The 23,769-nt window shown below is 59.2% G+C and carries 21 protein-coding genes; 14 read left to right on the top strand and 7 right to left on the bottom strand.

Annotated features, from left to right (window positions below):
- Positions 1 to 26: 26 nt before the first annotated feature.
- The 9 genes from ACYVI2_RS16245 to ACYVI2_RS16205 are packed head-to-tail and all read left to right on the top strand — an operon-like array spanning position 27 to position 8,993.
- On the top strand, positions 27 to 1,268 hold the full coding sequence (locus tag ACYVI2_RS16245) for an urea ABC transporter substrate-binding protein (protein WP_415815432.1): 1,242 nt from the start codon (positions 27 to 29) through the stop codon (positions 1,266 to 1,268).
- 8 nt (positions 1,269 to 1,276) lie between these two features.
- Complete coding sequence (locus ACYVI2_RS16240) at positions 1,277 to 2,146, top strand: ABC transporter permease subunit (protein ID WP_415815430.1); 870 nt, start codon at positions 1,277 to 1,279, stop codon at positions 2,144 to 2,146.
- Positions 2,146 to 3,150: an ABC transporter permease subunit gene (locus tag ACYVI2_RS16235; protein WP_415815428.1), complete on the top strand. Its 1,005-nt coding sequence runs from the start codon at positions 2,146 to 2,148 to the stop codon at positions 3,148 to 3,150. The genes ACYVI2_RS16240 and ACYVI2_RS16235 overlap by 1 nt, the downstream gene beginning before the upstream one ends.
- Complete coding sequence (locus ACYVI2_RS16230; RefSeq protein WP_415815426.1) at positions 3,147 to 3,881, top strand: ATP-binding cassette domain-containing protein; 735 nt, start codon at positions 3,147 to 3,149, stop codon at positions 3,879 to 3,881. The genes ACYVI2_RS16235 and ACYVI2_RS16230 overlap by 4 nt, the downstream gene beginning before the upstream one ends.
- Positions 3,865 to 4,569 (top strand): ABC transporter ATP-binding protein, encoded by a 705-nt coding sequence (locus ACYVI2_RS16225; RefSeq protein WP_415815424.1) that lies wholly within the window; start codon positions 3,865 to 3,867, stop codon positions 4,567 to 4,569. The genes ACYVI2_RS16230 and ACYVI2_RS16225 overlap by 17 nt, the downstream gene beginning before the upstream one ends.
- 13 nt (positions 4,570 to 4,582) lie before the next feature.
- The gene (locus ACYVI2_RS16220; protein ID WP_415815422.1) at positions 4,583 to 6,094 is read left to right on the top strand and encodes an amidase; all 1,512 of its coding nucleotides are present in this window, start codon (positions 4,583 to 4,585) and stop codon (positions 6,092 to 6,094) included.
- Positions 6,091 to 7,230 carry a transporter substrate-binding domain-containing protein gene (locus ACYVI2_RS16215; protein ID WP_415815420.1) on the top strand — a complete coding sequence of 380 codons (1,140 nt, stop codon included), beginning with the start codon at positions 6,091 to 6,093 and terminating at the stop codon, positions 7,228 to 7,230. Before ACYVI2_RS16220 ends, ACYVI2_RS16215 begins: the two co-directional genes overlap by 4 nt.
- Positions 7,227 to 7,835 carry an ANTAR domain-containing response regulator gene (locus ACYVI2_RS16210; protein ID WP_415815417.1) on the top strand — a complete coding sequence of 203 codons (609 nt, stop codon included), beginning with the start codon at positions 7,227 to 7,229 and terminating at the stop codon, positions 7,833 to 7,835. The genes ACYVI2_RS16215 and ACYVI2_RS16210 overlap by 4 nt, the downstream gene beginning before the upstream one ends.
- Positions 7,836 to 7,838: 3 nt before the next feature.
- Positions 7,839 to 8,993 (top strand): iron-containing alcohol dehydrogenase, encoded by a 1,155-nt coding sequence (locus tag ACYVI2_RS16205; RefSeq protein WP_415815415.1) that lies wholly within the window; start codon positions 7,839 to 7,841, stop codon positions 8,991 to 8,993.
- A 59-nt stretch (positions 8,994 to 9,052) separates the two neighbouring features.
- Here the strand turns inward: ACYVI2_RS16205 and ACYVI2_RS16200 are convergent, their stop codons facing one another.
- From ACYVI2_RS16200 to ACYVI2_RS16180, 5 genes are read right to left on the bottom strand one after another with little or no spacing between them, the layout of a single operon-like run.
- Positions 9,053 to 10,528 carry an aldehyde dehydrogenase gene (locus tag ACYVI2_RS16200; protein ID WP_415815413.1) on the bottom strand — a complete coding sequence of 492 codons (1,476 nt, stop codon included), beginning with the start codon at positions 10,526 to 10,528 and terminating at the stop codon, positions 9,053 to 9,055.
- 48 nt (positions 10,529 to 10,576) lie between these two features.
- Positions 10,577 to 11,716 (bottom strand): zinc-binding dehydrogenase, encoded by a 1,140-nt coding sequence (locus tag ACYVI2_RS16195; RefSeq protein ID WP_415815411.1) that lies wholly within the window; start codon positions 11,714 to 11,716, stop codon positions 10,577 to 10,579.
- A gap of 24 nt (positions 11,717 to 11,740) precedes the next feature.
- Positions 11,741 to 13,024 (bottom strand): TRAP transporter large permease, encoded by a 1,284-nt coding sequence (locus ACYVI2_RS16190; protein WP_415815409.1) that lies wholly within the window; start codon positions 13,022 to 13,024, stop codon positions 11,741 to 11,743.
- Complete coding sequence (locus ACYVI2_RS16185) at positions 13,018 to 13,596, bottom strand: TRAP transporter small permease (protein WP_415815407.1); 579 nt, start codon at positions 13,594 to 13,596, stop codon at positions 13,018 to 13,020. Before ACYVI2_RS16185 ends, ACYVI2_RS16190 begins: the two co-directional genes overlap by 7 nt.
- Positions 13,597 to 13,605: 9 nt before the next feature.
- On the bottom strand, positions 13,606 to 14,613 hold the full coding sequence (locus ACYVI2_RS16180) for a TRAP transporter substrate-binding protein (RefSeq protein ID WP_415815405.1): 1,008 nt from the start codon (positions 14,611 to 14,613) through the stop codon (positions 13,606 to 13,608).
- 157 nt (positions 14,614 to 14,770) lie between these two features.
- On the opposite strand from ACYVI2_RS16180, the gene ACYVI2_RS16175 reads away from it, so the two are divergent.
- Positions 14,771 to 15,670 (top strand): LysR substrate-binding domain-containing protein, encoded by a 900-nt coding sequence (locus ACYVI2_RS16175; protein WP_415815403.1) that lies wholly within the window; start codon positions 14,771 to 14,773, stop codon positions 15,668 to 15,670.
- A gap of 294 nt (positions 15,671 to 15,964) precedes the next feature.
- Positions 15,965 to 18,085, top strand: a complete 2,121-nt coding sequence (locus ACYVI2_RS16170; RefSeq protein ID WP_415815401.1) for an NHL repeat-containing protein — start codon at positions 15,965 to 15,967, stop codon at positions 18,083 to 18,085.
- Between the two features lie 119 nt (positions 18,086 to 18,204).
- Here the strand turns inward: ACYVI2_RS16170 and ACYVI2_RS16165 are convergent, their stop codons facing one another.
- Complete coding sequence (locus ACYVI2_RS16165; protein WP_415815399.1) at positions 18,205 to 19,038, bottom strand: alpha/beta hydrolase; 834 nt, start codon at positions 19,036 to 19,038, stop codon at positions 18,205 to 18,207.
- Positions 19,039 to 19,090: 52 nt separating this feature from the next.
- The gene (locus tag ACYVI2_RS16160; protein ID WP_415815397.1) at positions 19,091 to 20,305 is read right to left on the bottom strand and encodes an iron-containing alcohol dehydrogenase; all 1,215 of its coding nucleotides are present in this window, start codon (positions 20,303 to 20,305) and stop codon (positions 19,091 to 19,093) included.
- A gap of 170 nt (positions 20,306 to 20,475) precedes the next feature.
- Between ACYVI2_RS16160 and ACYVI2_RS16155 the strand changes: the two genes are divergently transcribed.
- From ACYVI2_RS16155 to ACYVI2_RS16145, 3 genes are read left to right on the top strand one after another with little or no spacing between them, the layout of a single operon-like run.
- Positions 20,476 to 21,159: a GntR family transcriptional regulator gene (locus ACYVI2_RS16155; protein WP_415815395.1), complete on the top strand. Its 684-nt coding sequence runs from the start codon at positions 20,476 to 20,478 to the stop codon at positions 21,157 to 21,159.
- Positions 21,156 to 22,790 carry a sugar ABC transporter ATP-binding protein gene (locus ACYVI2_RS16150; protein WP_415815393.1) on the top strand — a complete coding sequence of 545 codons (1,635 nt, stop codon included), beginning with the start codon at positions 21,156 to 21,158 and terminating at the stop codon, positions 22,788 to 22,790. The genes ACYVI2_RS16155 and ACYVI2_RS16150 overlap by 4 nt, the downstream gene beginning before the upstream one ends.
- Positions 22,756 to 23,745 (top strand): ABC transporter permease, encoded by a 990-nt coding sequence (locus ACYVI2_RS16145; protein WP_415815391.1) that lies wholly within the window; start codon positions 22,756 to 22,758, stop codon positions 23,743 to 23,745. The genes ACYVI2_RS16150 and ACYVI2_RS16145 overlap by 35 nt, the downstream gene beginning before the upstream one ends.
- Positions 23,746 to 23,769 lie beyond the last annotated feature (24 nt).

The following is a 23,769-nucleotide window of genomic DNA, read 5'->3' as shown; positions in this document are numbered from 1 at the left end:
CGCAAACGCGCAAGGGGCTATCCACCATGAGCATGAATCGCCGTCAGTTTCTCTCTCGCACTGCCGCCACTACCGCATCCGCCACGCTGATGGGTCTAACCGCTACCCGAGCCTTTGCATCGAACGAAGAAAAAATCAATGTTGCAGCCATCTATGACCTGTCCGGAGGACTGGACATCTATGGCAAACCGGTCATGGACGCCTTGCGCTTCGCCGCTGAAGAGATCAATGCCCAGGGTGGATTGCTCGGCAAACCGCTGAATTTCATCGCCTATGATGCACAATCGAACATGCAGCTGTATGCGCAATTCGCTCAGCAGGCGGCGCTGCGGGATAAGGCTGCCGTGGTTCACGCCGGCATCACATCAGCGTCGCGCGAAGTGGTGCGGCCGGTGCTCAATCGTTACCGCACACTCTATTTCTACGACAACCAGTACGAAGGCGGCGTCTGCGACCGGAATTATTTCGGTACCGGTGTCACTCCCGCGCAAACCGTGCAGAAGCTGGCGCCCTATGCCGTCAAGAAATGGGGCAAGAAAGTCTACATTCTCGCGGCCGACTACAACTACGGGCAGATCGTCTCGAACTGGGTGCGTAAATACGCTGCAGAGGTTGGCGGCGAGACTGTCGCCACCGAATTTTTCCCCATGGATGTGACGGATTTCGGTGCCGCGATTTCAAAGATCCAGGCGGCATCGCCGGACTTCATCTGGTCGGCACTGGTGGGCGGTGCGCATATGTCCTTTTACCGCCAATGGAAAGCCACTGGCATGACTGGAAAGATCCCGCTCGCGTCGACCACCTTTGCGGGAGGGAACGAACATATCGTGTTGTCACCCGAGGAATGCAATGGCTTTCTGGTGTGCCAGAACTATTTGCAGGAACTGCCTGGCGCGGCCAATGCTGACTTCGTCAAACGTTTCCACGCGCGCTACGGACAGGACTACCCCTACATCACGGAACTCGCGATGGGTGCCTATCAGGGCTTCATGTTGTGGGCCGAAGGCGTACGCAAGGCCGGCTCGGTCGACAGGATGAAAGTCATCGAGGCGCTGGAAACAGGCATTGCCATCGATGCGCCGAGCGGCCGGGTGACGCTGGATCCGGCGACGCACCATTGCGTGTTGGACGTACATATCGCTGAAGTGCGCGACCGCAAACTGAACCTGGTCGAGAGTTTCCCGCAGCAGGCTCCATCCGATACCGCCGGTGTGTGCGATCTGCTCAAGAACCCGACGGACAATCGTCAATACACCATTAAGTTCTGAGCATATTCATGGATATTCTTGCCATCTATGCCATCGATATTCTCGGCGCAATCGCCATTCTGGCGCTCTTGAGCGTGGGACTGGCGGTCGTATTCGGAATGATGAAAATCATCAACCTCGCACATGGCGAGTTCATGATGCTGGGCGGCTACATTGCCATTCTGGCGACGAACCAAGGCGGTGTACCCATCTGGATTTCCATGTTGGTAGTGGCGCCGCTGACTGTCGGTGTGTTCGGCGTACTGGTCGAACATCTACTGGTACGCCATTTGTATGGCCGCATGATCGATACCATGCTGGCAACGTGGGGGCTCTCGCTGGCTGTCATCGGCATCGCCACGATGGTGTTCGGCAACACTACCGTCGGCATCTCCTCGCCGCTGGGAGGTGTTGCGATCGGTGCGCATCAGACAAATGGCTATACGCTGTTTCTGATCGCTCTGGCTGCAGGAGTGATGGCAGCGCTTTGGTGCCTGCTGCGTTTCACCGACTTTGGCCTGAGGGCACGCGCTTGCATGCAAAACGCCGCCATGGCGAATGCGCTGGGTATGAATCCGAATGTCATCTACAAGCTCACGTTCGGGCTGGGTGCGGCACTGTCGGGGCTGGCCGGTGCAGTGCTGGCTCCGCTCACCGGGATCATCCCGACGATCGGGGCCGCCTACATTGCCAAGGCATTCATCACGGTGATCAGCGGCGGCAGCGCAGTTATCGCGGGAACGGTCAGCGCGTCCACCTTTTTTGGCGCGATCAGCCAGGGCGTTACTTTTCTCTCCACGCCAGTCTATGGCCAGGTCGCGCTGCTCCTGGCTGCCATCGTGCTGATCCGTCTGTTGCCGCAAGGCATTACCGGACGATTCTTCAAGCGAGCCATCTGATGCGTATCTCACCTATTTCTCTGCTGCTGGGCGTGATAGCGATCGTCACTGCCGTTGCGCTGCCCTCGATGGTCGACCTGTTCAGCCTGCTGTCCATGACGGTTTATCTGGTCATGGCGCTACTGGCATTGAGCCTGGCCTTCGTCTGGGGGCATGGCGGCATTCTGTGTTTTGGCCAAGCTGCGTTTTTTGGTCTGGGTGCATATACGTGGGCTGTCGGCGCGTTCAATTTCGGGCCGGGTGTCGGTGCCATCGCGTTGGCCATCGCAGTGCCCGCCGTGTTTGCGGCGCTCCTGGGCTATTTCATGTTCTACGGCAAAATCAGCGACGTCTATCTGGGCGTCATCACACTGGCCGTTACGCTCATCCTCTTTAATCTGATGAACTCCACATCGGGGGATAGCTACCGCCTGGGCGAAGCACTACTTGGCGGATTCAATGGCATTCCTTCTATCCCGCCCCTGACGCTGCCCGGCGCGGCCGAACCGCTGTCACCGGAGGGCACCTTCACGCTCGCAGCGCTAGTGTTGATCGGTGCATACTTTGGCGTGCGCGTTGTCATGGCATCGCGTTTCGGCCGTGTAGTCGCTGCGGTGCGCGAGAATGAACAGCGCGCACTGTTGCTCGGCTATAACGCGAGCCGCTACAAGCTGATCACCTTTACCCTGGGTGGCGCATTGGCCGGACTTGCCGGCATGCTTTATGCCAACTGGGGCGCTTTTGTCAGCCCCGGCGTGTTCAGCCTGTCGCAGTCGGCGCAGATCATCATCTGGGTGATCGTGGGCGGGCGCGGTACGCTGATCGGCCCGATCATCGCGTGCGTCGCACTGCAGGCGATGGTCACGCAACTGGGGGCACAGCACACTATCGACACCGGACTGGTATTGGGCATCATCCTGATCCTCTTCGTATTGTTGATCCCACGCGGCCTCGCGCCGACCGTCGTCGACGCAGCACGCGGGCTGCTGCGCTCTCGTGCCCGCACCCTCAAGGAAACGACATGAGCGACGTCCTATTACAAACTCAGGGCCTGGGCGTGAGCTTCGGCGGCGTCCATGCGGTACATGCCGTCGATTTTCAATTGCAGCGCGGCGAAGTGCGCTGTCTGATCGGGCCTAATGGCGCCGGTAAGAGTACGTTTTTCAAGATGCTGTCGGGTCAATTGCGCCCGAGCCGCGGCGAAATTCACTTCAAAGGCAAGCCTCTGCGCGGACTCGCCACGCATGAAGTCGCACGGCTCGGCATAGGCATCAAAACCCAGGTTCCCAGCGTTTTCGAGGGGCTGGACGTGATGGAAAACCTGCTGCTGGCGGCCGAGCGCCGCGCAGACGGCAACGCCTCTAGCATCGCCGCCCATGTGTTGGCCGAAATTGGCTTGGATGCAGTAGCGCACACACCCGTCAATGTATTGGCACATGGCCAGCGTCAATGGGTCGAGCTCGGGATGATCCTGGCCTCGCGTCCGGAGCTCGTGCTGCTGGACGAGCCAGCCGCCGGAATGACGCATCAGGAGGTGCGCAAAACCGCCGAACTCATCGCCGCCATCAACCGGCACAGCACGGTGGTCGTGGTCGAACACGACATGGAGTTCATCCGCATGATCGCGGGCCGCATCACCGTGTTCAACCAAGGCGAAGTCCTGGCCGAAGGCAGTTTTGACGAAATCATGGCGCACGCTGAAGTGCGCGCCGCCTATCTGGGCAAGCAAGGAGAGTCGCATGCTCGAAGCGCATGATCTGAGAGCCGGCTATGGCCGCATCCCGGTACTGCATGGGGTGCGCTTCGATATGGCACCGGGCGAGTTCACCGGCATTCTGGGCCGCAACGGCATGGGAAAGACGACGCTGCTGCGTTCTCTGATAGGCGAACTGCCATTGACTGGCGGCTCGCTGACATTCGACGGCCACGATATCGGTGCGCTCGCGCCTCACGCTCGCGCTCGTCATGGAATGGGCTTCGTGCCCCAGGGACGGCAGATCTTTCCGGCACTGACCGTGGCCGAGAATCTGCGCATGGGCTGCGTGAAGAATCTGCGCGAGGCGAGTGCCCGCATCGCCGAGGTGCTGGCAGTATTCCCGCGCTTGAAGCGATTGCTGGATCGCCCCGGCGGCAGCCTGTCAGGCGGTGAACAGCAACTGCTGGCTCTGGCTAGATGTCTGTGCGGCAACCCCCAGCTGATGCTGCTGGACGAACCCACCGAAGGCATCCAGCCGTCGATCTGTGATGAGATCGTGGAAGCCTTGCAGACGCTACGCTCATCGCATGGCATCGCCATTCTGCTGGTCGAGCAGGACATCGAGTTTCTGTGTTCCCTGTCCGACCGTATTCTGGTGCTGGAAAAAGGCGCGTTGATTGCCGATATCCCCACCGCCTCCACTACTGCTCAAGAGATCGCTCAGCGTTACGGCGGTCTGCAATCCTGATACGGAATCAAAGATGTCTCTACCCCGTCCCACTTTGGAAGCGCTGGACCAGGCCGCACGGCGCGTTGGCCTGCATTTGGATGACGCTACGCTGCGCGCTTATGACAGCATTCTCGAGGCGACCTTTGCCGATTACGACACGGTTGATGCATTGATCGATCAGCCCCCAGTCGTGCGCTATCCCCGCACACCGGGCGTGCAGCCTGAAGACAATCCACTCAACGCCTGGTACGTACGCACGGAGATCAAGGGCCGCGCAGATGGCCCGCTGGCAGGCAAGCGCGTAGTGTTGAAAGATAATGTGTGCCTAGCAGGCGTGCCCATGATGAACGGTGCAGCCACGTTGCGGGGTTATGTACCCGACCAGGACGCCACTGTTGCCACTCGCATCCTGGATGGCGGCGGGCGTATTGTGGGTAAAGCCCACTGCGAATATTTCTGCGTATCCGGCAGCAGCCATACCAACGCGGCGGGCCCGGTCCGCAATCCGCGCAACCCCGAACATTCGGCAGGCGGGTCGTCCTCAGGCGCCGCCGCGTTGGTCGGCGCAGGCGAGGCAGACATGGCCATAGGCACCGATCAAGGCGGCTCGGTACGGATTCCAGCCGCCTATTCAGGCATCTATGGCATGAAGCCCACTCACGGCCTGATCCCTTATACCGGCATCATGCCGATCGAAATGACACTGGACCATGCTGGCATCATGACAGCCAATGTGGCCGATAACGCACTGCTGCTCGATGCTATCGCCGGCGCCGATGGTCTGGATCCCCGCCAGCAGGGCTTGCCCGCTGAACGCGCGCCGTGTATCGACGCACTCGGCCAGCCATTGCACGGTTTGCGCATCGGCGTAGTGCCGGAGGGATTCGGCTGGCACAACAGTGACCCCGCCGTCGACGAGGCGGTACGTCACGCCGCCGCGCAGTTGGCTGCGCTGGGCGCTGAAGTGACCGAACTGTCCATTCCGCTGCATCGCAAGGGCCATGCCATCTGGACCCCTATCGCCGTCGAAGGAACGACCCAGCAGATGAAAGGGTATAACTACGGCAGCAACTGGAAAGGCCTTTACGTGACGGGCTTGATGCAAGCACAGCGTCATTGGCGCGACCATGCGGATGAGTTCCCGCATGATGTAAAGACCTGCCTGCTCGCTGGCGAGTACTTCTATGCGCGCTACGGCGGCCAATACTATGGCAAAGCACAAAACCTGGCGCGGCGCCTGCGTGCGGCGTACGATGAGGCATTGAGCCGGGTCGATGTGCTGTTGATGCCGACGGTGCCGATGCGTGCGCCGCGGCTGATCGGCCCGGATGCCGATGCCAACCTTTTTGTGACCCGCGCCCTGGAAATGAATGCCAATACGGCTCCCTTTGACGTCACCGGCCATCCAGCGATGTCGGTGCCGTGCGCGCTGCGCGATACGCTGCCGATCGGCATGATGCTGGTCGGACGTCATTTCGACGAAGCAACGCTTTACCGCAGCGCTCATGCCTTTGAATCTGCGTACGACTGGACGGCGCTGTGAATACCTCTGCTGTCCATCGAGTCGGTCTGTTGTTTTCCCATGAGAGCCTGACTGCGGCCACTGAGATCACTCAGGAGAATGCGACGCTGATGGCCATCGACGAGGTCAATGTGGCCGGTGGCATCAATGGCGTGCCGTTGGCGCCGGTCAGCGCGCCCGTGGGCGCCCAGCCGCTAGACTACCGCAAGGCGGCTGAATGGCTGTGCGATACGCAGCGCGTACCGTTGATCTTCGGTACGCATATGTCCAGCACCCGCAAAGCGGTGTTGCCCGTCGTAGAGAACCGCAGGGCGCTGCTGTTTTATGCGACGCTGTACGAGGGTTTTGAGTATTCGCCCTACTGCTTCTATGCCGGGTCGGTTCCCAACCAGAACTCCGTGCAGCTGGCCAGTTACGTGATTCGCCATTTCGGCAATCGCGTGCTCTTCATCGGCGGACAGTATGTCTACCCGCGAGAGTCCAACCGCATTATGCGCGGACTGTATGAACAGGCTGGCGGCGTAGTGGTCGACGAAGTCTATCTGCCACTGAACGCGCCCCAGGAAGACCTGACCGGCGTGCTCAAGCGCGCTGTCGCGCTGCGCCCGGATGCCATCTATTCCACGATGGTGGGCCGGGACATCGTCAAGCTTTACCGCGCCTATCGGGAACTGGGCCTGGACCCGGCTCGGATGCCTATCGTCAGCCTCGCGACCAACGAGACTGACGTGGCTGCGCTGACCGCCGAAGAGGCGGAAGGCCACATCACCGCTGCCCCGTACTTTGCCACGCTGCCCACCGAGGCCAGCCGCCGTTTCGCTCGCGCCTATCAACATCGATTCGGCGAAGACAGTCCTATCACCGCCGGCGCCGAGGCGGCCTATTTCCAGGTGCATTTGCTGGCGGATGCGGCGCGCCGTGCTGGGAGCCTCGCGGTGCTCGAACTGGTCGCGGCACTCAAGGGAGCTCAATTCGAAGCGCCGCAGGGCCCGGTCACCATCGATAGCGACACACAACATACGTCGCTCTGGCCCCGCATTGCACGCATCAATGCGCGCCGCCAGTTCGAGATCATCTATGCGGCGCGCGCTGCAGTGAGCCCGGTGCCTTACCTGGTTGACCATGCGTTGGACCCTGAGGCCCTGGCGCTATCGTGACCGCAACGCCGAACCGACCCGGCCGCAGCACAACGGCGCTGCGGGAACTCAACGGCCTGCGGGTGCTGGTCTTGCATCCGCTGGACGCCGAGTCACGTCTGCTGATGTCGCACCTCAAGCGTATCGGATGTGTACCCACACAACTGTGGCCGCTGCCGGACCGGCTCGATATCGAAGCCGACGTAGTCGTGCTGCCCATTGAGGAAGACCAGCGCGACGCTATTCAACGGCTGGCTGACAGCCTGACCGAACTGAGCCCGCCGCTGGTGGGCATTGTCGAGTATGAAAACCCAGCCACGCTGCAACTCGTATTGCAAAGCGGCTGCAGCGGCGTCATTGAACGTCCCATCCGGCCCTTTGGCCTGCTGACACAGTTGCTGCTGGCGCGTACCGCCTGGCGCCAACAGGCGGCCACGCTCGCCCACATGCGCAAGCTGGAAGGCCGTTATGCCGCGGTCAGCAAAATCGCCACTGCCAAGACCTTGCTGATTGCCCGTGAGGGCATTACCGAACACGAGGCGCACCGCCGTATCCAGAGCCGCGCCATGTCTACGCGATCCTCACTCGAGGACACGGCGCAATCCATTATCAACGAGCTTTCCTGAATCATGTCCGCTTTCTCATTCCAGACTGTGCCTCATATCGTCGTCGAACCGGGTCTGGCCCGGCGCCTCGGAACGCTGCTGCGCGAACGCCATACAGGCGACCGCGCCGTACTGGTGACCGATGCCTTCCTGTATCGCAGCGGCGCGCTGCAGCCGGCGCTCGACAGCCTCGCGGCGACCGGTTGGCATACACTGGTCATCGACGACGTCGTGGCTGATCCGCCAGAGGCCGTCGTGCAAGCGGCCGCAGAACGCGCGCGGGGTTTTGGAGCAGATCTGGTGATCGGTTTTGGCGGCGGCTCGTCAATGGATGTCGCAAAACTGGTCGCCGTGTTGTGCACCAACGAGCAGCCGCTGCCGGCCATGTACGGCATCAATCAAGTGCAGGGGCAACGCCTGCCGCTCATTCAGGTGCCGACAACGGCAGGAACCGGATCAGAGGTAACGCCCATTTCTATTGTCACCACGGGTGAGACGACCAAGAGTGGCGTGGTCGCCCCTCAACTTTACGCCGACGCTGCATATCTGGATGCCGAACTGACAGTGGGCCTGCCGCCCGCCGCCACGGCAGCCACCGGCATCGACGCCATGGTCCATGCGATCGAGGCCTACACGAGCAAGCGACTGAAGAATCCGCTGTCGGATCATTTGGCGGCGTTGGCCCTCAAACTGCTGAGCGCGAATCTGCTGACGGTGTGCCGCGATGGTGCGAATCTGCAGGCACGATCGGATATGCTGCTCGGCGCCATGCTCGCCGGTCAAGCCTTTGCCAATGCCCCCGTGGGCGGAGTACACGCACTCGCTTATCCCGTGGGTGGCATTTTCCATGTCCCGCATGGCTTGTCCAATGCCCTGGTGTTGCCTGCCGTACTACGCTTTAACGCACCGGCTGCGGCCAGTCTCTATACCGAGCTGGGGCAAGCCGTGGGATTGCCGGCTGCGAAGGATGCCGCCGAGGGGGCAAATGCGTTCATCGCCTTTCTCGAGGAATTGATTCGTCAATCCGACCTGCCGCGAGGGTTGCGTGCGGTCGGAATCGCCGAGGCGGACCTGCCCGTGCTGGCCAGCTCCGCCATGCAGCAACAGCGCCTGCTGATGAACAACCCCCGGCCGATCGATGAGGCACAGGCGCTAGCTATCTATCGAGAGGCTTATTGAGGCGGGAGGTCGCCTGGAAAAGCGCACCTCGGCCCCTGTCTGCGTTTGATAGGGGCTGCTCAGCGCATGATAAACGGATTGGCGGGAGCGCCTTGCGCATAGGATATCCAGGTGCTCTTGGTTTCCAGATAGTGGCGTATGGATTCGACGCCACTTTCCCGGCCCAGTCCAGACTGTTTCATTCCGCCGAATGGCATCATGTAGCTGACGGCGCGATAGGTGTTGACCCATACGGTACCGGCTTTCAAGGCCTTTGAGACCCGATGTGCCCGGCCGATGTCTTCCGTCCACACACCCGCGCCCAAACCATAGATCGTATCGTTGGCGATGCGGATGGCCTCTGCCTCGTCCTCAAAGCCCATCACCGCCAACACCGGGCCGAAAATTTCCTCGCGTGCCACGCGCATATCAGGCGTCACATCCACAAATATCGTGGGCTCGACGAATTGACCGCCGGGCATGCTGGATGCCGCCTGCCCACCCAAGACGCATCGAGCGCCTTCGCGCTTGGCGATGTCGATGTAGTCGAGGATTTTTTTATACTGCGGCGGTGTCGTGACCGGGCCGATGTTGGTGTCGGCCTCCATCGGATTTCCTTTTTTGGCCGTGGTACCTAGTTTGATCAGGCGCTGCACGAACTCCTCCTTGATGGAGTTCTGTACCAGCAGTCGCGAGCCTGCGATACACGTCTGGCCTGTGGCCGCGAAAATGCCCGAGATCACTCCTGCTGCGGCTTTGTCGAGGTCACTATCGGCGAACACGATATTGGGCGATTTTCCGCCCAACTCCAACGTGATGCGCTTCATCGTTTTGGCAGCCTGGGCATAGATCAAGCGGCCCGTTGCATCGGATCCTGTGAAGGTGATTTTGGCTACGTCAGGATGTTCTACCAGCGCCGCGCCGGTTTCCTGGCCCAGGCCTGTCACGACATTGAATACGCCGTCTGGGAAACCAGCCTGTTTGGTGAGCTCTGCAAATTCCAGCGTGGATGCCGAAGTGAACTCAGAGGGTTTGATCACGACCGCGCAGCCTGCGGCAATGGCAGGCGCGCATTTCCAGCCCACGAACAGCAGCGGCGAGTTCCACGCGGTCAATGCGCCCACGACACCAACGGGTTCGTGCGTGGTGTAGGCGAAGTGATCGGCTTTGTCGATGGGCATGACCGAGCCCTCGATCTTGTCGGCGAGCCCGCCGTAGTAGCGCCACCATTCGGGAACATAGTTCAACTGGCCTTGCATCTCGGCAATCAGCTTGCCGTTATCGCGCACCTCGGTTTCGGCCAGACGCTTGGCATTGTCGGCGATCAACTGTGCCAGACGGTACATCATCTGGCCGCGCTGGGTTGCAGTCATCTTGGAAAACGGGCCTTCTGTCATGGCGCGCTTTGCAGCCTGGACCGCCAGATCGACATCGCGCTGATCGCTGCGGGGAATCTTTGCCCACACCTCGCCGGTATAGGGATTCACCGTGTCCATCCAGGTTTGGCCTACGGGTTCAACAGCCTTGCCATCAATGAAATTACTGTAAGTTTTCATGATCATCCTTTGGGGTGAAAAAAGGCAAACGAGCAGCCGGTGTGCGCCTTATTCCATCAAGATCAGCGGTTTGATTTCTTCCAGGCGGTGCATCTTTTCCAGGGCCACATTCACGTCCTCCAGTCTGTAAGTACCGGAGATCATTTTCCTGAACGGAATGTGATCGATATGCGCCGACGCGAACTGCAGGGCTTTCCAATAGGACTTTACATCCCCCGAGAACGAACCGATGACTCGAATGTTCTTCTTGACGATGAGAGAGGGGCTGAACGTTGTCGCACCGGCGCCAAGTTGGCCCACGGTGAGATAGCGTCCCCCCTTGCGTACCAGATCCAAACCTTCGTTGAATGCACCTGGAAATCCCGTGAACTCGAGCACCATATCCGGTCCGCGGCCTCCGGTCATTGCCCGCAGTTGTTCCGCGCGTTCCTCGTGAGTGGAGTTTTCCAGGTTGAAGGTACGGGTCGCGCCGAAATCCTCGGCCATCTGCAGTCGGCTAGCGGGCGCGCCAATCACACTGACTGTACGCGCGCCGGCCACTCGCGCCACCGCTGCAGCGAGAATCCCCAGCGGTCCCGCGCCCTGAATAGCGACGTGCTCGGAGGGATCGATCGGGCCCAGATTGTCGAACGCATTCATGACTGATCGAAATGCGCAGCTGCACAGGCTCGCCACGGCATCGTCCAGATTGTCAGGGACACGCACACGGCCGGACTCGGGTAAAACATAGCCGTACTCTGAAAAACCGCCCAGCAGATAAGGAGGCTTTTCACTGCTCTCGTACATGTAGGCGCGTCTGTTTTCGCATAGCGTCGGCTGATTGGCGACCGTGCAGAAATAGCAGGAGCCGCAGGAGGTGTGCGTCCATAGAATGCGGTCGCCAATCCGTACAGGTTGGCCCACGCTGTCTCGCTCTGCCCCTTGACCAATTGCAACCACGCGCCCGACCATTTCATGACCCAGAATAACGGGCAGGTCGACTTTCAGCGCCAAATTACCTCGCGCCAAATGCACATCGGTACCGCAAATCGAGCAAGCAGAGGTCTTGACGATCAGTGCGCCAGGCTCGACCTCTGTCGGGATCGGCACGTCTTTGATTTCCAGCGGTGTGCCGAATGCACGCACGACTGCAGCCTTGGAAAACCTGGGTAGTGCGGCGCCCAGGTATGTTTCATTGTCATCATTCATGTTTGAGGTCAATACTGGGGAAAGTTACCGGAACCAGAGGGTAAAGAAGGGGACATAGGTGATCAGCGCCTGACCGATCAATGCTGCAGTAAAGAAGTACGCGAGATACCGCAGCATCTTCAGCATCGGCACATTGGCCGCGCGTGCCGCGACATAGAGGTTGGCCGCCATCGGTGGAGTGAGCAGGCCAATCTCTAGATTGGTCGCGACGATGATTCCGAAATGAACCGGGTCGATGTTGAATTGCGCGGCGGCTGGCGCAAGTAGCGGCCCCATCAACAAGATCGAGGCATTCGTTTCCATGAACGAACCGACCACGAGCAAGACGACATTGACCGTGAGCAGAAAAACGAGCGGACTCTCGATATGCGTGGCGACCCACATCGCCAGGTCCTGGGGCACTTGGTTCAGCACCATGGCGCGATTAAAGACCCCAGTCAACGCAATGACGAACAAGATGCCCGCGCCGGTGATGACTGCCTCGCGCAGTGCGCCGGCCATCACCTTGTGGCTGACCATGCGGCGCAGAACAACGACGACAACCGCATATAGGCAGCCAACTGCTGCTGCCTCGGTCGGCGTCATGATGCCGCCATAGATACCACCCAGGATAATGAACGGCAACAGCAGCACGGAGCTCGCCCGGCCCGCTATCCGTAATGGGGTGACAGGCTGATGGTCAAGCGCGACGTTGTTTTCTGCGGTGCGCTGCTCCACGCCGTTGGGCAAGAGACGGCGTGATAGGAACACATGCACGATCAGAAACAGTGCCGCCATCAATGCGGCGGGCAACAGTGTCGCCGTGAACAATTGCGAAACCGATACGCCTACGGTCGCGCCATACAGGATGAGCGGAATGGAGGGGGGCAACAAGACGCCCAACAGACCTGCTGTCGCTGTCAGTGCTGCAACGTAGCCCGCGGGATAACCTCGCCGTATCATCTCTGGACTCACGATGCCGCCAACTGCGGCGACCGTGGCAACGGAAGATCCGGTGATCGCGCCCAAGAGCGCCGACGCGGCAATGGCGATATAACCGAACGCGCCACGAATCCGCCCCAAGGCCACGTCCGAAAGCGCAATCAATTCTTTGGCCATTCCACTGGCGCTCATCAGGCCGCCCGTGAACATGAACAAGGGTATGGCGATCAGCGAGAAGGCGGATATTTCCTCGTAAGGAATATTGCTGAGGCTCGTGATCGATAGACCCAGTGCATCGAGACTGAAAAAAATCGGCAGGCCAAATCCCACCGCCAACGGCGCACCGACAAGCAATATGATGCCCATCAGGAAGAAAATCATCACCATGGATTGATCCCTCCAGGCTCACGGCCTGCACAAGCCCGCAGCAGGTCAACAATGGCGTGAAAACCCATGAGAAGGGCGCCCAGCAAGATGAACGCGACCGGCACGGCAAGCGGAGTGCCCAGATCGGTCAACCGCTCATTGGAGGACAAGGCATAGTCAAACAGGTCGAGTGCCAAGGCGGAAAGAAACACCGAGAAAATAATGAACAGAATTGCGATCACGGCCTCCAGTACCTGCAGCAACGCTCCGCGCGGCAGCATCTCGACGATGTCGGCCGTCAGATGCTTGTGCAGATGACTACACAGGGCGGCACCCACAAATGTCAGCGGGGACATCGCAACCAGCGCCCATTCCCCTGTATCGGGGACGGGCAGTGCAAAAGCGCGAATGACCAGTGAAGCCAGGACGGAGAGTGTCGCCACCAACCAACTGGCCATGGCGATCTTGCTTTCCGCTTTGGCCACGATCAATTCGAATCGCATCAATCTATCCAGTGCGCTTTGGAAGCAGGATTTGAGCGAGCGTGGCGATGCCAGGGCGCCTGCGTCCCTGCCAACATCTTGGTGAGACATGAAGGCCTCCTAGGGACGCGAGGCGGCCGCGATTTCGTCTTTGAGCGCTTGAATCCGATCTTTGCCGTAGGTCGATGCCAGTTGCTCCCAACCGATTTGACCCACCTTGACGAATTCCGCCATTTCCTCAGGTTTGAGGCGGGTCACTTTGACCCCTGACGCCGCGATTTTTTCGAGATATTCGCCGTTCATCGCCCTGCTGTTTTTGACTTCTTCTGCGGCGGCCTCGACTGCCGCCTGAGTAATGATTTCACGTTGCTTGTCGGTCAGTCGTTTCCAGAATCGCTGACTGGCCGTCACGGTGCCCATGGCGTAAACATGATTGGTCAACGTCATGTATTTCTGCGCTTCGAATAGGCGTGAGTTGTAGGTGATCGTGGCGCCATTGTCCTGTCCGTCCACGGTGCCCTGCTGCAGCGCGACAAACAAGTTCGAGAATGGCATGGTCACCGTCTGCGTGCCCGCAGCCTCGAAGAAGCTGCGGATCGAGGCCGAGCCTGGAACGCGAACCTTCAGCCCTTTCAGATCGGCAGGCGATACGACGGGCCGCTTAGAGTTGGTCACGGCACGAAACTCCAACTCGAAGAACGCGAGCGGCGTCATGTTCTGTTTGACCAGCGCAGCGCTCAACGTCTTTTGCAGAATGCCATCCGGATTGAAGAAGAGTTTGTCTACTTGCTCGAACGTGCTGGCGATATAAGGGAGATAGTGAAAATCCAGCAGAGGATCCAAGCCCGCTAACGACCCTGGGTTGAGAAAGGCAAACTCCAGCGAGCCGCGGCTCAGGTCCCGGCCCAAGGCCTCATCGCCGCCCAATTGGTTGTTGGGGAAAATGGTGATCTGCACTTCCCCGTTCGTGCGCTCCTTTACTAAATCTGCGAATTTATGGCTGGCCACATCGGCAGGCGACCCTTGTGCGAACACATGACCGAGGCGCGCCTTGGTCTGCGCGAGAGCCGATGGCGCGGCAGCCATGACGGCAACAGCAATGGCCAAGCATTTGAAAATTGAATTCATGTCTCTGTTGTCTCCAAGTAGGTTATTGTTTTTCTCCGGCATCGCCGGGCGCCGCCTTTTTTTCTCTATAAGCGGCTCAATCCATTCTGAGGTACCCCAGCCGTTTTCACAAACGCGTTATATACATAAATAGTTGAATTGAATTCACATATTGACTATGACAAACCATATCCCGGTCGTACTGCTGCGCAGCTTCGAAGCCGCGGCACGTACCCACTCGATCACGAAAGCGGCGGCGGAGCTGTTTCTGACGCCCAGTGCCGTCAGCCATGCGGTTCGAAAACTGGAGGCTCAGTTGGGAACCAGCCTGTTTCAGCGCGAAGGAAGGACCGTGCAGCTGACTCGGGATGGAGAAGCCTTGATGCTGTACGTGGGACGAGGGTTCGATGACCTGCGTCGAGGAATAGAGGCGATTTCGGGCGCTACACCTGAACGGTTGCGGCTGCATTGCGCACCCAGCTTTGCCGCGCAATGGTTGACCCCGAGACTGTCTTCATTCGTCTCGCAACATCCGGGCATTGAGCTGCATTTGTCAGCCGACACGGACTATTTGCGATTTCAGCGCCATGAATTCGATGCCGATATCGTTTTTGATCACAGGCCGGCAGACGGCCTCTGCGAACTTCCTCTGGGTAATGAAATCATTGCGCCTTTGTGCTCACCGGACTTGGCGCGCCGGATCAAAAAGCCCGCGGATCTGCTAAAACTGCCGTTATTGGATAGCTACAACCGTCAGGTCCGTTGGATGCAATGGTTTTCGGACAACGACGTTTCGGCGCCCGCGATCAAAGGTCTGAGTTTTGATCGTAATTTCTTGTGCGTCCGTGCAGCAGTAGATGGTCTGGGTGTCGCTCTGGAGTCTTCATTAATTGCACAACGGGAAATCGCAGACGGGAAATTGGTCGCGCCATTAGCCGGAAACTCGATCGACATTCACACTTGCAATCACACCCTGGTCTTTCCCGTAGCGGCGACCATTAAACGCCCCCTCCATTACTTCATTAGTTGGCTCGGCAGCGAATTGGAGATTGAACTGAATCGTCATACCTCGCCTTGAGTGTGCGTTGAAAATGGGCAGGCGAGTTGTCACCTATCGTATAGGACTGTGTGCGTGCTTTAGGCAGTACCACTGGCATTACAAAAACATGACCATTAGATGACAAGAAACAAACAAGTTTCTCTATATCTGCACGCATGCTGAATGGATCTTCCCCACATAAACGTCTCTGTCTTTTCATCGAACGGATACGCACTTTCATCGAAAAAAGCTAGATCCTCCGTCTGTGTTCATGTAGTTTTCTCGCGTTAGTCCACACGTCACGAAACGCGTCAGCCAACTACGGTGATGAACATGGCACACTCGAAGAGCATCCAACATCCTGGCCGGGTCAATATATGGCGATCCATCGCATTGTCGGCCGGCATCGCGCTGGCCCTGGGTGCGTGCTCGGATGGAGGATCGTCATCTAAAGATGAAAAACACTTGAAGCTCTCGGGCCTCGTCCAGAGCAGCTCGGCGGGCATTGAGGATTATCGCGTCGAGCTATACGGCAGCTTTTCCGATGACGGCGGATCGTGGGTACCACTGGGCTCGGGGTCGACGGATAGTGACGGTGCATTCACCATTCATTATTCACTCTCGGACGTGCAGAGCGGTCAACAAACCATCCTGTTTGTCGAAGCGACGTCAGGCCCCGCAATGCTGGCCAGTGCGCTCGGCAGTGATAACGGCGAGGTGAACTCGTCTATCGTGGTCAACGACCACACGACCGTTGCCACGGGTAACGCGTTTGCCCAATTCATCAGCGCATCGGACATCACGGGCGACGCCATCGGGATGCGCAATGCAGCGAAAATGGCGACGAATCTGGTTGATCCCATTTCCGGCGCCGTCGGCGCTGCGATTGCCTCGTCGCCTAATGGTGATGAGACATCGACACTAGCGACTTTCAACTCGCTGGCCAACATCGTCGCGGCCTGCGCCGCAGAGCATGATAATTGCGCCAAGCTGTTTGCCGCCGCTACGCCACCCGGCGGTACCGCGCCGGCCAACGTATTGCAGGCACTTTCCAATATTGTGAAAAGCCCGTCGTACCCAGCTTATCCAGATGACGCGGCTGACCCCTTGTTCAACCTGGCTAAGGCATCGCCCGCAAATTATCTGGGCCTCGCTGCACGCCCTAACAACTGGCTGCTGTTCCTGAAGGTCACTGGCGGCTTTTTCAGCGAGCAAAGCCCCACCAATGTCGTCAATGGTGTGGGCAACATCGCCTTTGATGCCGAGGGTAACGCCTGGGCGAACGACAACTATGAGCCACAGTATGTAGGCCAACCGGCGTGCGCAGGTTTGCGTCTGATCAAGTTCTCTCCCGCTGCGCAGGTCATATCCGGCTCGCCTTACTTTGGTGGCGGTCTCAGCGGCGCGGGATTTGGCATCACGTTCGATCTGGCAGGCAACCTCTGGACGGGAAATTTCGGGTTCCAGGATCCGCCCTGCATCGGCACGCCGGCAGAGGCGCTTCACAACAGCGTTTCGGTATTCAAGCCCGATGGCACTCCGATTTCCCCGAACACAGGATTCACGCAGGGCAAGATATCGTGGCCGCAAGGCACGTCGGCGGATCGTGCAGGCAACATCTGGGTCGCCAACTGCGGCAACGATTCGGTCACCAAGATTCCCAACGGCGACCCGACGCAGGCCATCAACATCTCGCTGGGCTCACTCGGCCCTGACGGACTGCCACGGCTCAAGCCATTCGGCACGGTAGTGGACCTGGATGGCAACGTCTGGGTCACCACTAATCGCGGCGACACCGTGGTGGTGATTGCGCCGGACGGCACCATCCTCAAGACACTGACCAATGCCGAGGCTGATCCTGCGCGCCCGCTGATTAACCATCCCATCGGTAATGCCGCCGACAGCAAGGGAAACATCTGGATCGCCAATTCGGATTGGCTGGATGCACCCTGCCCGGCCAGCGCGCGCGAAGGTCCTGCGACGAGCCCTTCCATCACGATGTATCAAACAGGCACCCACGATCCTTACCCGGGTTCTCCTTTTACCGGTGGCGGCCTCACCGTGCCCTGGGGTATCTCGGTGGACGGCGACGACACAGTGTGGGTGTTCAATTTCGGACCTGACGGCGTTGAGCCCACGCCAACAACCGCGCTGACAGGCATCAGCCGATTCTGCGGCGCGGATACGAGCAAATGCCGGCCAGGAGCAAAGGTGGGCGATCCCATCTCGCCGGCGACCGGTTATACGAGCGATGCACTGGAACGCATCACCGGCGGCCAGATCGATAGATCGGGCAACTTGTGGGTGATGAACAATTGGAAGCAGAACCCCAATCCTGATCTGAACCCTGGCGGCAACTCGATAGTGATCCTGATCGGGGCGGCTGCGCCATTGAACACGCCTGTGATCGGCCCGCCAGTGCCATTGAAACCCGTAGCGCTGGGCAAGCGTTAGGCATGTATCACTGTCGTAATTCGGGATCGGAGAATGAGCGGCTCATTTCCCGAATAGAGCATTAAGCTCCGTGGGGCCATGATGCGCAAAATCACAGCATTTGACCAGAATGGAGGACCTCAGCCAGTAATCAAATCCGAGAGACAAAGCCCTGCAGGAGTCTTGGGATCGCCCAAGGCAAGAACGATCGTGAGATGGTTCAGGCCAGCTTCCATTCGGAACTGCCCGTCATGCGTGGTGCGCTCGAGGACAGACGCAAACTCTTGGCCTTGAGAATGAAATGGCGCCGAGTCCATTTCACTGACCAGCACGATACGCCGAGGGCCGGGAAATTGCCGAGAGGTCAGAGGCGACCATGCCGCCGCCTCAGCCGGTGTCATTCGCGCTTCGTTCTTCAGGAAACTGCCTGGAATATCGGTCAGGTCGTAAATGCCGCTGACGAGCAGCAAGCCGCCAAGCGCAGGCAAATCCGGTGGTGCACTTTCCTCGGGTCCCTGCGCCGCTAAGTAACTCGCCAAATGCGCGCCTGCCGAATGGCCGCTGGCAGTGAGCCTTGTGGGATCCGCCCCAATATCGGCAGCCATTTTGACTATGTGCCGGACAGCCGCGCGAACTTGGGAAACGATGGTGCCCAGTCTCGTTCCAGGCATGAGGTCGTACGTGACAAGGACGGCAACACCGCCCGCGGCCAGCACCGGTGCAGCGACCAACCAGTGATCTTCTTTGCTGCCCGAGCGCCAGTAGCCGCCGTGAATGAACACATGGATCGGGGCACCCTTTTCCATACGAGGCGGAAGAATGATGTCCATCCGTTCGCGCGGACTCGAACCGTAGGGCACGTCGAGCCGCATATCGACCCCCTTCGCGAACTCGCGAGAACGTGCAGCCGTCTCGGCAATGATCTCGTCGAAGTCCGGGATGAAGTCGCGGTTTCGATAAAGGTCCTGAGCCATCGTTGAAAGTCCGCCGTGAAATACTGCGATTACGTAAGTTCGAGCGCGCCTGCTATGCCGCTTTTGCATCCCGCATCAAATCGGCAATACCGAAATAAGACGCCTCGATCAACTTTCGCATGTTATTGCGATCAAGCGGACGAGGGTTGTTCTGGATCAGCCGCTCGATGCCGCACGCTTGATCCGCGACCCAATCCAGCTGATCTTCGGCCAATCCAAGCTGGTTTAGCGTGGATGGAATCCCGATACGGACGAATAGCGCTGCGACGGCAGGGATCACGGCGGCACCATCAGCCAGATTCATGACGGCAGCCATTTGATCCAGTTCTGTGCCGATCACCGGACGATTCCACTCCATCACCCAGGGCATCAAGCAGGCCACCCCCGCACCGTGCGCGGTGTGGGTAACTGCCCCAACGGGATATTGAATTGCATGGGCGGCGGCCGTGCCGGCGACACCAAAAGCCAAGCCCGCGAACGTCGCCCCCTGCATGACTTGAGATCGTGCAGCCAGGTTGCCGCCATCTGTGCAAACAGCCTCGAGTCCTTGCCACAGCAGTGAGATCGCGGTCAGCGCGAACTGATCTGATAACGCATTTTTGCCGATGAACACCCTTTCCTGAGTCAGACCTGGAGTGACCTCGCGGCGCGCGGCGGTGAAAGCCTCAATCGCATGGGTCAGCGCATCAGCGCCGGCGATGGCGGTCAACGTCGCAGGACAAGTCAACGTCAACTCAGGATCGCAGATCGCCACCATGGGAATCAGATAGGGACTGGAGATGCCCACCTTGAGTGTGCGCTGCTCATCTGACAGGACAGCGACCGGGGTGACCTCTGACCCGGTCCCGGCCGTCGTCGGGACGGCAATCACCGGCAGAATTGGACCAGGCACCTTCAGTTCGCCGTAGTAATCCTGGGGTTGCCCGCCATGGCTCAGCAGCAGTGCGAGGCATTTAGCCATGTCCAGGCAAGAGCCTCCACCGACGCCGATCACCACGTCGGCGGCAAACTCGCGAGCCGCGTCGGCAGCCAGGACGGCAGCTCGGACCGGCACGTCCGGCAAGGTGCCGCTTTCGATTCGCACGATCAGGCCGCTGGTCTTCAAATCCAGCATCATGGCCTGGAAATCGGCATCCGCGGCGAGGCGTTGATCTGTGACGACCAGCGCCCGCCGCCCCAGCCGTTTCGCCACGAGTCCCAGAGCCTTGCGTTGTCCGCAGCCAAATATCACTTCGCCAGGCGACCTCATTGCACCGAAATTCACCATCACTGTCCCCTCATTGTCTCTGTTGTCTGCCACCGCTGTTCGCGTGCCACCCGGGTGTCGGGCCGGACCTAAAAAATCATATCGTATAGGATATTTTATTTGACATTCGATATGGTATTTGTCACCATTCGGGCATGTCAAGGTCAACTTACAGGGTATGCGCGAGCAAAATGGCTGTACTACGAGAAACTCAAACTGGTGTATCCGTACGCCGCTCCAGCGTGGTTGACGACGTCTATGACGCCATCAATGAAAGGCTGATGTCGCTTGCCATTGCGCCTGGCGCCCGCATTCCCATCGACTTGATCGCGCGAGAACTGAACGTTTCACAGACACCTGTGCGGGAAGCCCTCTCGCGCCTGGAACGCGAAGGGTTGGTCCACAAGGCACACCTCATCGGCTACAGCGCCGCTCCACAGTTGGGCCGCAAGCAATTCGAGGACTTGTTCAATTTTCGCTTGCTCGTCGAACCGGAAGGCGCACGTCTGGCGGCGCTCAATATGACCCCTGCCGCACTGGAGCATCTTGAAAGCATTGCCGCTGACATGGCGGACGGCGGGACGCCGATAGATCGGACCAGCCGTTATTCACGCTTTGCCCGGATCGACTCGCACTTTCACGACGAGATCATGCGAATTGCTGGAAACGAGGTCATCCGCACCACGCTTTTCAACCAGCATGTCCACCTGCACCTGTTTCGCCTGATGTTCCACAGCCGCGTCACCCAAGAGGCGCTGGAAGAACACGAGAAGCTGCTGACCGCCTTCCGGGCAGGGGACGCGGCCGCTGCGCAAGCGGCGATGCGTGAGCACATCCTGTGTTCACGTGATCGCCTGATGGCGGCCTTCGAATGAATGCCGTGGACGCGCTATCGCTATCGGCCACCATCCCGTTGGCGGTAGAAGCGTGTACCGCTGCGGCGCTTGCCGCGGAGGGACTGACGAAGGCCTATGGACCGGTCACCGTCCTGTCCGATGTCACGTTGGATATTCGCGCCGGCGAGGTCCACGCGGTCATAGGTGAAAACGGAGCCGGAAAATCAACGCTGATGAAGCTGTTGGCCGGCTACGTGAGCCCCACCGCGGGTCACCTGCTCATGCAGGGGCAGCCCATCGCTTTTCCCGATGCTGCTGCGGCAGAGGCCGCGGGCGTGGTCCTGGTGCATCAGGAAATCCTGCTGGCACCGGATCTGACCGTTGCAGAGAACCTCTTTCTTGGCCGAGAGCTATCGCGTGGCATCCTGATTGATGATCGCACCATGGACCGACGCACTGCCGAAGTGCTGGCGTCTATCGGGGCGCATTGCCATCCGCGCGACCATGTGGGCGACCTGCCGTTGGCGCAGCGGCAGTTGGTACAAATCGGCCGGGCTCTGCTGCAACCACGCAAGGTCGTGATTTTCGATGAGCCCACCGCCGTCCTGGCCAACGACGAAGTCGCCGCATTGCTGGAAGTCGTCCGAGGGCTGAGGGCTCAAGGGGTCGCTGTCCTATATATTTCGCACCGTCTGGACGAGGTCGAGACACTGGCCGACCGCATCACCATACTGCGCGATGGCAAGATGATCGGCACGTGGCCCGCGGCTGATCTGTCGCAACGCCGCATGGCCGAGCTCATGGTCGGTCGCCAACTCGACGTCTTGTATCCCCCTAAACGCCCGCAGCCTTCTGGCACACCACTGCTGGCGGTCGAACAGCTATCGGTCGATCATGGCGCAGTCCAAGCCAGCCTGACGGTTCGTCGCGGCGAAGTGCTGGGTATAGGCGGCATGATCGGTTCTGGCCGGACCGAATTGTTTGAAGGGTTGATGGGCCTGCGGCCCGCCGAAGCAACCCGAATCGAGCTGGCGGGCAGTGCCGTCGAGCACCGATCTGTCAAGGACTGGCGAGAACTGGGCCTGGTTTATCTCACCGAGGACCGCAAGGGAAAGGGGCTTCTGCTGGACGAGCCGCTGGCCCCGAACCTGACCTTACAAGCTCTCGACCGGATCCATCCGCGCCTCGCGCTAAATCGCGACAGAGAGGCCGCCGCACTGGACAAAGCCGTTCGCGACTACGACATTCGCGCCCGATCGGTCCATTTGAACGCGGGTCAACTGTCCGGAGGCAATCAGCAAAAGCTGCTGCTGGCAAAGGTGATGATGACCGACCCTTGCGTTGTCATCATCGACGAGCCGACACGCGGCATCGACATCGGCAACAAAAGCCAGATCTATGACTTCATCGATCACTTGGTTCGATCGAATAAGGCTTGCATCGTGATCTCATCAGAGCTGCCGGAGCTTGTCGGCTTGGCAGATAGGGTTCTGGTGATGCGTGGAGGACGCATCGCCGCCGAACTCACTGGCGATCAGATTACCGAGCATAACGTCGTCTACGTGGCCACCAGTGGGAACGCGTACGAAACAGACCAGCAAGACCACATAACGATAAATAAGGTAGGAGACCAGAATGACAAGCGCGACGACGCATATCGCGATCATTAAAGCGCCGCGGCGCATCCGCTGGGCCGCCATGGGCCCGTTCATCGCGTTGGCCGTGGTGATGTTGGCCGGCATGGTGCTGAACTCGAACTTCGCGACCGGAACCAATATGGCGAACGTCGTCACGCGATCGGCGTTCATTGCCATCATCGCAGTGGGCGCCACGTTCGTGATCTCGTCTCGCTGTCTCGACTTGTCGGTCGGGTCGATGATGGCATTCGTGACGGGCATCATGATTCTGACGATGAACCGGCTTGAGCCATCGATCGGCGCAAACGCTATCTTGGTCGGTGCAGTCGTGGGAATCCTGGTCGGTGCGGCCTGTGGGCTGCTCAATGGACTGATCGTGACGGTCGGCAAAATCGAACCGTTCATCGCCACGCTTGGCACGATGGGAATCTTTCGCGCGCTGATCACGTGGATGTCCGATGGTGGTTCGATTCCGATGGCCCGGGCGCTACGCGAACCCTACCGGCCCGTCTATTTCGGCGATGTGTTGGGCATTCCGATACCGGTGGCCATCACATTGATCGTTGCCTTGATCGGTGCGTTCATTCTGTACCGGACCAAATACGGACGCCGCTGCATGGCCGTCGGCTCAAATGCCGATGTGGCTCGCTTTTCGGGCATTTCGGTCACGAAGGTCCGCACCGTTGCCTTTGTGATACAGGGGCTATGTGTCGCCATTGCGGCGATCTGCTACATCCCTCGACTCGGCGCCGCGACACCAACGACAGGCCAACTGTGGGAATTGCAGGTCATCACCGCCGTCGTGATCGGCGGCACATTACTTCGAGGAGGCAAGGCGCGAATCTGGGGAACCGTCGCCGGCGCATTGATCCTGGAGATGATCGCCAATTTGATGGTGCTATCCAACATGGTTTCGGAATACCTCGTCGCGGCCGTCCAGGGCGTAATCATCATCCTCGCCATGTTGGCCCACCGCTTCATCAAATAACCATCACGACGAAGGATGGATGCT

Source organism: Bordetella tumbae (genome assembly GCF_054780995.1).
The sequence above is the reverse complement of the archived record's forward strand: the minus strand, read 5'-3'. Positions and strand labels throughout refer to the sequence as shown.

What these genes read in the sequence shown, in the direction of transcription:
- ACYVI2_RS16245 (WP_415815432.1), top strand. Translation starts at nt 27, where the DNA reads ATGAGCATGAATCGCCGTCAGTTTCTCTCTCGCACTGCCGCCACTACC.
- ACYVI2_RS16240 (WP_415815430.1), top strand. Translation starts at nt 1,277, where the DNA reads ATGGATATTCTTGCCATCTATGCCATCGATATTCTCGGCGCAATCGCC.
- ACYVI2_RS16235 (WP_415815428.1), top strand. Translation starts at nt 2,146, where the DNA reads ATGCGTATCTCACCTATTTCTCTGCTGCTGGGCGTGATAGCGATCGTC.
- ACYVI2_RS16230 (WP_415815426.1), top strand. Translation starts at nt 3,147, where the DNA reads ATGAGCGACGTCCTATTACAAACTCAGGGCCTGGGCGTGAGCTTCGGC.
- ACYVI2_RS16225 (WP_415815424.1), top strand. Translation starts at nt 3,865, where the DNA reads ATGCTCGAAGCGCATGATCTGAGAGCCGGCTATGGCCGCATCCCGGTA.
- ACYVI2_RS16220 (WP_415815422.1), top strand. Translation starts at nt 4,583, where the DNA reads ATGTCTCTACCCCGTCCCACTTTGGAAGCGCTGGACCAGGCCGCACGG.
- ACYVI2_RS16205 (WP_415815415.1), top strand. Translation starts at nt 7,839, where the DNA reads ATGTCCGCTTTCTCATTCCAGACTGTGCCTCATATCGTCGTCGAACCG.
- ACYVI2_RS16200 (WP_415815413.1), bottom strand. Translation starts at nt 10,528, where the DNA reads ATGAAAACTTACAGTAATTTCATTGATGGCAAGGCTGTTGAACCCGTA.
- ACYVI2_RS16195 (WP_415815411.1), bottom strand. Translation starts at nt 11,716, where the DNA reads ATGAATGATGACAATGAAACATACCTGGGCGCCGCACTACCCAGGTTT.
- ACYVI2_RS16190 (WP_415815409.1), bottom strand. Translation starts at nt 13,024, where the DNA reads ATGGTGATGATTTTCTTCCTGATGGGCATCATATTGCTTGTCGGTGCG.
- ACYVI2_RS16185 (WP_415815407.1), bottom strand. Translation starts at nt 13,596, where the DNA reads ATGTCTCACCAAGATGTTGGCAGGGACGCAGGCGCCCTGGCATCGCCA.
- ACYVI2_RS16180 (WP_415815405.1), bottom strand. Translation starts at nt 14,613, where the DNA reads ATGAATTCAATTTTCAAATGCTTGGCCATTGCTGTTGCCGTCATGGCT.
- ACYVI2_RS16175 (WP_415815403.1), top strand. Translation starts at nt 14,771, where the DNA reads ATGACAAACCATATCCCGGTCGTACTGCTGCGCAGCTTCGAAGCCGCG.
- ACYVI2_RS16170 (WP_415815401.1), top strand. Translation starts at nt 15,965, where the DNA reads ATGGCACACTCGAAGAGCATCCAACATCCTGGCCGGGTCAATATATGG.
- ACYVI2_RS16165 (WP_415815399.1), bottom strand. Translation starts at nt 19,038, where the DNA reads ATGGCTCAGGACCTTTATCGAAACCGCGACTTCATCCCGGACTTCGAC.
- ACYVI2_RS16160 (WP_415815397.1), bottom strand. Translation starts at nt 20,305, where the DNA reads ATGGTGAATTTCGGTGCAATGAGGTCGCCTGGCGAAGTGATATTTGGC.
- ACYVI2_RS16155 (WP_415815395.1), top strand. Translation starts at nt 20,476, where the DNA reads ATGGCTGTACTACGAGAAACTCAAACTGGTGTATCCGTACGCCGCTCC.
- ACYVI2_RS16150 (WP_415815393.1), top strand. Translation starts at nt 21,156, where the DNA reads ATGAATGCCGTGGACGCGCTATCGCTATCGGCCACCATCCCGTTGGCG.
- ACYVI2_RS16145 (WP_415815391.1), top strand. Translation starts at nt 22,756, where the DNA reads ATGACAAGCGCGACGACGCATATCGCGATCATTAAAGCGCCGCGGCGC.